Source organism: Gammaproteobacteria bacterium (assembly GCA_009838035.1).
Taxonomy (GTDB): domain Bacteria; phylum Pseudomonadota; class Gammaproteobacteria; order Steroidobacterales; family Foliamicaceae; genus Foliamicus.
Genome location: VXSK01000009.1, coordinates 25,730 through 32,389, shown reverse-complemented (window position 1 = coordinate 32,389; position 6,660 = coordinate 25,730). Strand labels below are relative to the sequence as shown.

The 6,660-nt window shown below is 65.8% G+C and carries 8 protein-coding genes; all 8 read left to right on the top strand.

All coding sequences use genetic code 11. The features are described 5' to 3' along the window. Positions 1 to 279: 279 nt before the first annotated feature. The 8 genes from rpsL (at position 280) to F4Y72_06745 (ending at position 6,659) form a co-directional block, all read left to right on the top strand. Positions 280 to 651 (top strand): 30S ribosomal protein S12, encoded by a 372-nt coding sequence (gene rpsL, locus F4Y72_06780; protein ID MXZ27995.1) that lies wholly within the window; start codon positions 280 to 282, stop codon positions 649 to 651. Positions 652 to 655: 4 nt separating this feature from the next. Continuing rightward, a complete protein-coding gene (rpsG, locus tag F4Y72_06775; protein MXZ27994.1) occupies positions 656 to 1,135 on the top strand; it encodes a 30S ribosomal protein S7 in 480 nt (159 codons plus the stop codon). A 69-nt stretch (positions 1,136 to 1,204) separates the two neighbouring features. Continuing rightward, complete coding sequence (gene fusA / locus F4Y72_06770; protein MXZ27993.1) at positions 1,205 to 3,292, top strand: elongation factor G; 2,088 nt, start codon at positions 1,205 to 1,207, stop codon at positions 3,290 to 3,292. 28 nt (positions 3,293 to 3,320) lie between these two features. Further along, on the top strand, positions 3,321 to 4,511 hold the full coding sequence (gene tuf / locus F4Y72_06765) for an elongation factor Tu (GenBank protein MXZ27992.1): 1,191 nt from the start codon (positions 3,321 to 3,323) through the stop codon (positions 4,509 to 4,511). A 5-nt stretch (positions 4,512 to 4,516) separates the two neighbouring features. Beyond that, complete coding sequence (rpsJ, locus tag F4Y72_06760) at positions 4,517 to 4,831, top strand: 30S ribosomal protein S10 (protein ID MXZ27991.1); 315 nt, start codon at positions 4,517 to 4,519, stop codon at positions 4,829 to 4,831. Between the two features lie 191 nt (positions 4,832 to 5,022). After that, the gene (rplC, locus tag F4Y72_06755; GenBank protein MXZ27990.1) at positions 5,023 to 5,679 is read left to right on the top strand and encodes a 50S ribosomal protein L3; all 657 of its coding nucleotides are present in this window, start codon (positions 5,023 to 5,025) and stop codon (positions 5,677 to 5,679) included. 3 nt (positions 5,680 to 5,682) lie between these two features. Further along, entirely contained in the window at positions 5,683 to 6,342 is a 660-nt protein-coding gene (gene rplD / locus F4Y72_06750; GenBank protein MXZ27989.1) for a 50S ribosomal protein L4, read from the top strand. Further along, positions 6,339 to 6,659: a 50S ribosomal protein L23 gene (locus tag F4Y72_06745; GenBank protein MXZ27988.1), complete on the top strand. Its 321-nt coding sequence runs from the start codon at positions 6,339 to 6,341 to the stop codon at positions 6,657 to 6,659. Before rplD ends, F4Y72_06745 begins: the two co-directional genes overlap by 4 nt. The last annotated feature ends 1 nt before the right edge of the window (position 6,660 follow it).

The window sequence follows — 6,660 nt, the reverse complement described above, 5'->3', positions numbered from 1 at the left end:
ATAACCCACTTTTTCCTGCAAAACACCGGTTTCGACCCTGCCCTTTCGGGGAGCGTTGGAGCAGCACTGCGATAATCGCGCCAGGGATGGCGCCTCCCGGAAAGGGCAGTGTCGAAACCGGGCGAGGGGCCGGCACGATATTGACTTTGCGGGCGAATTCCGCATAATTCGCGGATTCCGTGCTTGCGGCTGAGGCTGCCTCGATGGGCGTCCTCAAGGAACGCTGCAAGCCGGGTTTTTCCAACCGCAATACAAGGACAAGGGGCAGGCCGTAAAGCAATGTCCACGGTGAATCAGCTTGTGCGCAAGGCGCGCGCTCCGCGGCGGGCCAAGACCAGCGTTCCGGCGCTGGAGAACAGTCCGCAGAAGCGCGGCGTTTGCACGCGCGTCTATACCACCACGCCCAAGAAGCCGAATTCGGCGATGCGCAAGGTGGCCCGGGTGCGTCTTACCAACGGCTTCGAGGTCACCAGCTACATCGGGGGCGAAGGCCACAACCTGCAGGAGCACTCGGTTGTGCTGATCCGGGGCGGCCGGGTAAAGGATCTTCCCGGCGTGCGCTACCACACCATCCGCGGCACTCTCGATTGCGCCGGCGTAACCGACCGCCGCCAGGGCCGCTCCAAGTACGGCGCCAAGCGGCCGCGCTGACGCCATGTCCCGCCGCTCCCGCGCCCCGCGCCGGCCCGTACTGGCCGACCCGCTGTACGGCAGCGAGCTTTTGTCGCGCTTCATCAACATGATCATGAAGAGCGGCAAGAAGTCGGTGGCGGAGAACATCGTGTACGGCGCCATCGACGTGATCTCCAGGATCCGCAAGCAGACGCCCGAAGAGGCGCTGCAACTGCTGGAAGAGGGCCTGGAGAACGTCAAACCCACGGTCGAGGTCCGCTCCCGCCGGGTCGGCGGCGCCACCTACCAGGTGCCGGTGGAAGTGCGCACCGCCCGCCGCGAGACGCTGGCGATGCGCTGGATGATCGACGCGGCCCGCAAGCGCACCGAAAAGACCATGGCCGAACGCCTCGCGCGCGAACTCATGGAAGCCTCGGAGAACTCCGGGGCCGCCGCCCGCCGCCGCGAGGAAACCCATCGAATGGCGGAGGCCAACAAGGCTTTCGCGCATTACCGCTGGTAGGCCGGCCGCCGGCGCCAGATCCTTGTTCGGCCAAGCGTCCTTCGGCCTTCACGGTACGGGTACAGAACCATGCGCGCTACGCCCATCGCCCGTTACCGCAACATCGGCATCATGGCCCACATCGACGCCGGCAAGACCACGACCACCGAGCGGGTCCTGTTCTACACCGGCGTATCGCACAAGCTGGGCGAGGTCCATGACGGCGCGGCCATCATGGACTGGATGGAGCAGGAGCAGGAACGCGGCATAACGATCACTTCGGCGGCCACCACCTGCTTCTGGAGCGGGATGCGCCGACAGTTCCCCGAGCACCGCATCAACATCCTGGACACGCCGGGACACGTGGATTTCACCATCGAGGTCGAGCGCTCGCTGAGGGTGCTGGACAGCGCGGTGGCGCTGTTCTGCGCGGTGGGCGGCGTCGAGCCCCAGTCCGAGACCGTGTGGCGCCAGGCCAACCGCTACGGCGTACCGCGGCTGGCTTTCATCAACAAGATGGACCGCGTCGGCGCGGACTATTTCCGCGTCGTTCGCCAGATCGAGTCCCGCCTGGGCGCCAAGGCCGTGCCCATTCAGGTCCCCATCGGCAGCGAAGCCGATTTCGCCGGCGTCGTGGACCTGGTCGAGGAGCGCGCCATCTACTGGAGCGAGACGGACCTCGGCACCACCTACCGCGAGGACGACATTCCCGAAGAACTCGCCGAAGTCTGCGCCGAATGGCGCGAGCGCATGGTGGAGGCCGCCGCCGAGAGCGACGACGAGCTGATGGAGAAGTACGTGGGCGGCGAACCGCTCACGACCGACGAGATCCGCCGGGGCCTGCGCGAGCGCACGCTGCGCAACGAGATCGTGCCCGCCATGTGCGGCAGCGCGTTCCGCAACAAGGGCGTGCAGGCGGTGCTGGACGGCGTCGTGCATTACCTGCCTTCCCCGGCCGAAAAACCGCCGATCACCGGCATCAACGGTTCCGGACAAACGGCCGAGCGCGCGCCGAACAACGAGGCGCCGTTCTCGGCGCTCGCCTTCAAGATCGCCAACGACCCGTACGTGGGCAACCTGTCGTTCATCCGCGTGTATTCCGGCCGCATCAAGTCCGGCGACCGGGTGCTCAACGTCACCCGCGGCAAAAAGGAGCGCATCGGACGCCTGCTGCAGATGCACGCCAACGACCGCGCCGAAGTCTCGGAAATCAGAGCCGGCGACATCGTGGCCGCGGTGGGCCTGAAGGACGTGACCACGGGCGACAGCCTTACCGAGGTCGGCAAGCCCATCGCCCTCGAGCGCATCACGATCCCGGACCCGGTCATCCACGTGGCCGTGGAGGCCCGCACCCGCGCCGACCAGGAGAAGATGTCAACGGCGCTTCAGAAGCTGGCCAAGGAGGACCCCTCGTTCAAGGTGTCCACCGACAAGGAGTCCGGCCAGACCATCATCGCCGGCATGGGCGAGTTGCACCTGGAGATCCTCGTGGACCGCATGCGCCGCGAGTTCCAGGTCGAGGCCAACTTGGGGCGCCCGCGCGTGTCCTACCGCGAGACGATCCGGCAGGCCGTGGAGCAGGAGGGCCGTTTCGTGCGCCAGACCGGCGGCCGGGGCCAGTACGGCCACGTGTTCCTGCGCCTGGAGCCGCTGCCGTCCGGAGGAGGCTACGAGTTCGAGGACAAGATCGTCGGCGGCTCCGTGCCCAGGGAATACATCCCGGCCGTGAACAAGGGCGTGCAGCAGCAGATGGGCGAAGGCGTGCTGGGCGGCTACCCGGTCGTGGACGTCAAGGCGACGCTCTACGACGGCTCGTTCCACGAAGTCGATTCCAGCGAGGTCGCGTTCCGCGTGGCCGCGGCCCAGGCTTTCCGCGAGGGCATGAGGCGGGCCAAGCCGATCCTGCTGGAGCCCACGATGAAGCTCGAGGTGGTCACGCCCGACGACTACATGGGCGACGTGAGCGCCGACCTGACCCGCCGCCGCGGCGAACTGCACAGCATGGAGGAGTCGCCCGCGGGCAAGGTGGTGCGCGGCGAGGCGCCGCTGGCGGAGATGTTCGGATACGCCACCACGCTGCGCTCGATGTCGCAGGGCCGCGCGACCTATTCGATGGAATTTTCCCGTTACACTCCGGTTCCCGCCAAGGTGGCGGCGGACCTTACTCATACCGGCTGAAAGCCGAACTGCAAGGAGAGAATCACCTATGGCCAAGGCGAAATTTGAGCGTACCAAGCCGCACGTGAACGTGGGGACGATTGGTCACGTGGATCATGGGAAGACGACGTTGACGGCGGCGTTGACGAAGATCATGGCGGCGAGTCACGGTGGTGAGGTCAAGGCGTTTGACGAGATTGACAATGCGCCGGAGGAGCGCGAGCGCGGGATCACGATTGCGACGGCGCACGTGGAGTATGAGAGCGACAATCGTCACTATGCGCACGTGGACTGTCCGGGTCATGCGGACTATGTGAAGAACATGATCACGGGCGCGGCGCAGATGGACGGTGCGGTGCTGGTGGTGAGCGCGGCGGACGGTCCGATGCCGCAGACGCGCGAGCATATCTTGCTGGCCCGCCAGGTGGGCGTTCCCTATATCGTCGTGTATCTGAACAAGTCCGACATGGTTGACGACGAGGAGCTGCTGGAGCTGGTCGAGCTGGAAGTCAGGGATTTGCTTTCGCAGTATGACTTTCCGGGCGACGACACGCCGGTGATCGTGGGCAGCGCGTTGCAGGCGCTGGAGGGCCAGGAGGGCGACCGCGGCGTCGGCAGCGTGCGTGCCTTGGTCGAGGCCATGGACAGCTATATCCCCGAGCCCGAGCGGGCCATTGACGGTGCCTTTTTGATGCCGATCGAGGACGTGTTCTCGATTGCCGGGCGGGGCACCGTGGTGACCGGGAGAGTGGAGCGCGGCGTGGTCAAGGTGGGCGAGGAGGTCGAGATCGTGGGGATCAAGGACACCTCGAAGACCACCTGCACCGGAGTCGAGATGTTCCGCAAGCTTTTGGACGAGGGACAGGCGGGCGACAACGTGGGCGTATTGCTTCGTGGCGTGAAGCGCACCGAGGTCGAAAGAGGCCAGGTGTTGTCGCGTCCCGGTTCGATCACGCCGCACACCCGGTTCAACGCCGAGGTGTATGTCTTGACCAAGGAGGAGGGCGGCCGACACACGCCGTTTTTCAAGGGGTATCGCCCGCAGTTTTATTTTCGGACCACGGACGTGACGGGTGCGGTGAAGTTGCCCCAGGACATGGAGATGGTGATGCCGGGCGACAACGTGCGCATGGAGGTGGACCTGATTGCGCCGATCGCGATGGAGGACGGTCTGCGCTTTGCGATCCGCGAAGGCGGCCGCACCGTCGGCGCCGGCGTGGTCGCGAGCGTAGTGGAGTAGAGAAAATGGCTGAACCGCAAAACATCCGAATCCGGCTGAAGGCTTTCGATCACCGGCTGATCGATTCGTCGGCCCGAGAGATCGTCGAAACCGCGCGCCGCACCGGCGCCAGGGTGCACGGCCCCGTGCCGCTGCCCACCCGCAAGGAGCGCTTCACCGTGCTGATTTCGCCGCACGTGAACAAGGACGCCCGCGACCAGTACGAACTCAGGACGCACAAGCGCCTGCTGGACATCATCGAGCCCAGCGACAAGACCGTCGACGCACTCATGAAGCTCGAGCTCCCCGCCGGCGTAGACGCCCAAATCCGCTTGAACTAACCCTCCATGATCGCTAAAATTGTTAGTCTTTGCCCGCTAGCCCTTACTGACCCTCTTCTTCTGGGGGCATGTGAGCCAGTGAGCGCCGATGACCCGGCGCTCACAGCGGAACCGAGCCCCATGGACGGGTTCATGCGTCCCCCGGAAGAAGAGGGTCAGTAAGGGCGGTTTTACACGCCCACGAGACTGCCATGAGCATCGGTTTGATCGGCCAAAAGCGAGGAATGACGCGCCTGTTCACGGAGGAAGGCACCAGTGTGCCCATCACCGTGATCGAGGCGCGCCCGAATCGCGTGACCCGCCAGCGCACGCCCGACAAGGACGGCTACGCAGCCGTGCAGGTCACCGTGGGCGAGGCGCGCAAGGCCCCGGGCAAGGCGCTTGCCGGCCAGTATGCCGATCACACCCCGGGCGAAGGCCTGTTCGAGCACCGCCTCGACGACCCCGCCCAGCTTGAGGTCTATCAGCCCGGCGCCGAAATCACCGTGAGCGTGTTCGCTCCGGGCCAGCATGTGGACGTCACCGGCACCACCATCGGCAAGGGCTATGCGGGCACCATCAAGCGCCACCACTTCCACGGCCAGGACGCCACCCACGGCAACTCCAAGGCCCACCGCGTGCCCGGCTCCATCGGCCAGAACCAGACCCCCGGACGCGTGTTCAAGGGCAAGAAGATGTCCGGCCACATGGGCAACGTGCGCCGAACGGTCCAGAACCTCGAAGTGGTGCGGGTCGACGAGGAGAGAAACCTCATCATGATCAAGGGCGCCATTCCGGGCCACACGATGGGCCGCGTACTGGTACGTCCCGCCGTGAAAATGCCGACCCGACAGACCCAACAGGCATAGACCATGAACGCAACGGCCACAAAAACCGACCGGCAGGAAAAGAAACCAGCCGTTGCGAAGCCAAAGAAGGCAAAGCCGACCCGAAAGGTCTACAAGCCTTTCTCCGACGACGTTCCGTTCAACGAGTCGCTGGTCCACCAGGCCGTCGTGGCCTGGCTGGCGGGCGCCCGTAGCGGCACCAAGGCGCAGAAGAACCGCGCCGCCGTGCGCGGCGGCGGCGCCAAGCCGTGGCGGCAGAAAGGCACCGGACGGGCCCGCGCCGGCACCCGCTCCAGCCCGATCTGGCGCGGCGGCGGCCGCACCTTCGCCGCGACCCCGCGCTCGCACGCAAAGAAGATCAACCGCAAGATGTACCGCGGCGCCATGCGCTGCCTGCTCGCGGAAGTGGCGCGCAGCAAGCGCCTGACCATCGCCCGCGAAATCGAACCGGCCGATCACCGCACCAGGACGGCGCTCGCGCTGCTTGAGGCACTCGAGTTTTCCGGCGGACTGATCGTGGTCGAGTCGTACGACGACTACCGCGAGTTCTGCCTGGGCATCCGCAACCTGCCCGGCGTGGACATCATCGATCTGCGCGAGATCAACCCCGTGGCGCTGGCGGGCTCCGGCCCCATCCTGATCACCGAAGGCGCCTTCAAGGAACTCAAGGAGCGCCTGCAATGAGCGCCGAGAACCTTTCCGAGCGCCTGCTCAACACGATCCGCGCGCCGCACCTCTCGGAGAAGGCCCTCAACCTGGCCGAGAGCGAGGGGCGCAAGCAGCTCGCCTTCCGGGTGGCCGTCGACGCCACCAAGCCGGAGATCGCTCAGGCCGTCAAGGAAATCTTCGACGTGGAAGTGGACTCGGTCACGGTCATCAACTACAAGGGCAAGGCCAAGCGCCGCGGCACCACCATGGGCCGGCGGCCGAACTGGAAGAAGGCCTACGTGACTCTGGCGGCCGGACAGGACCTCGACTTCGTGGGCGGAACGGGGCAGTAGC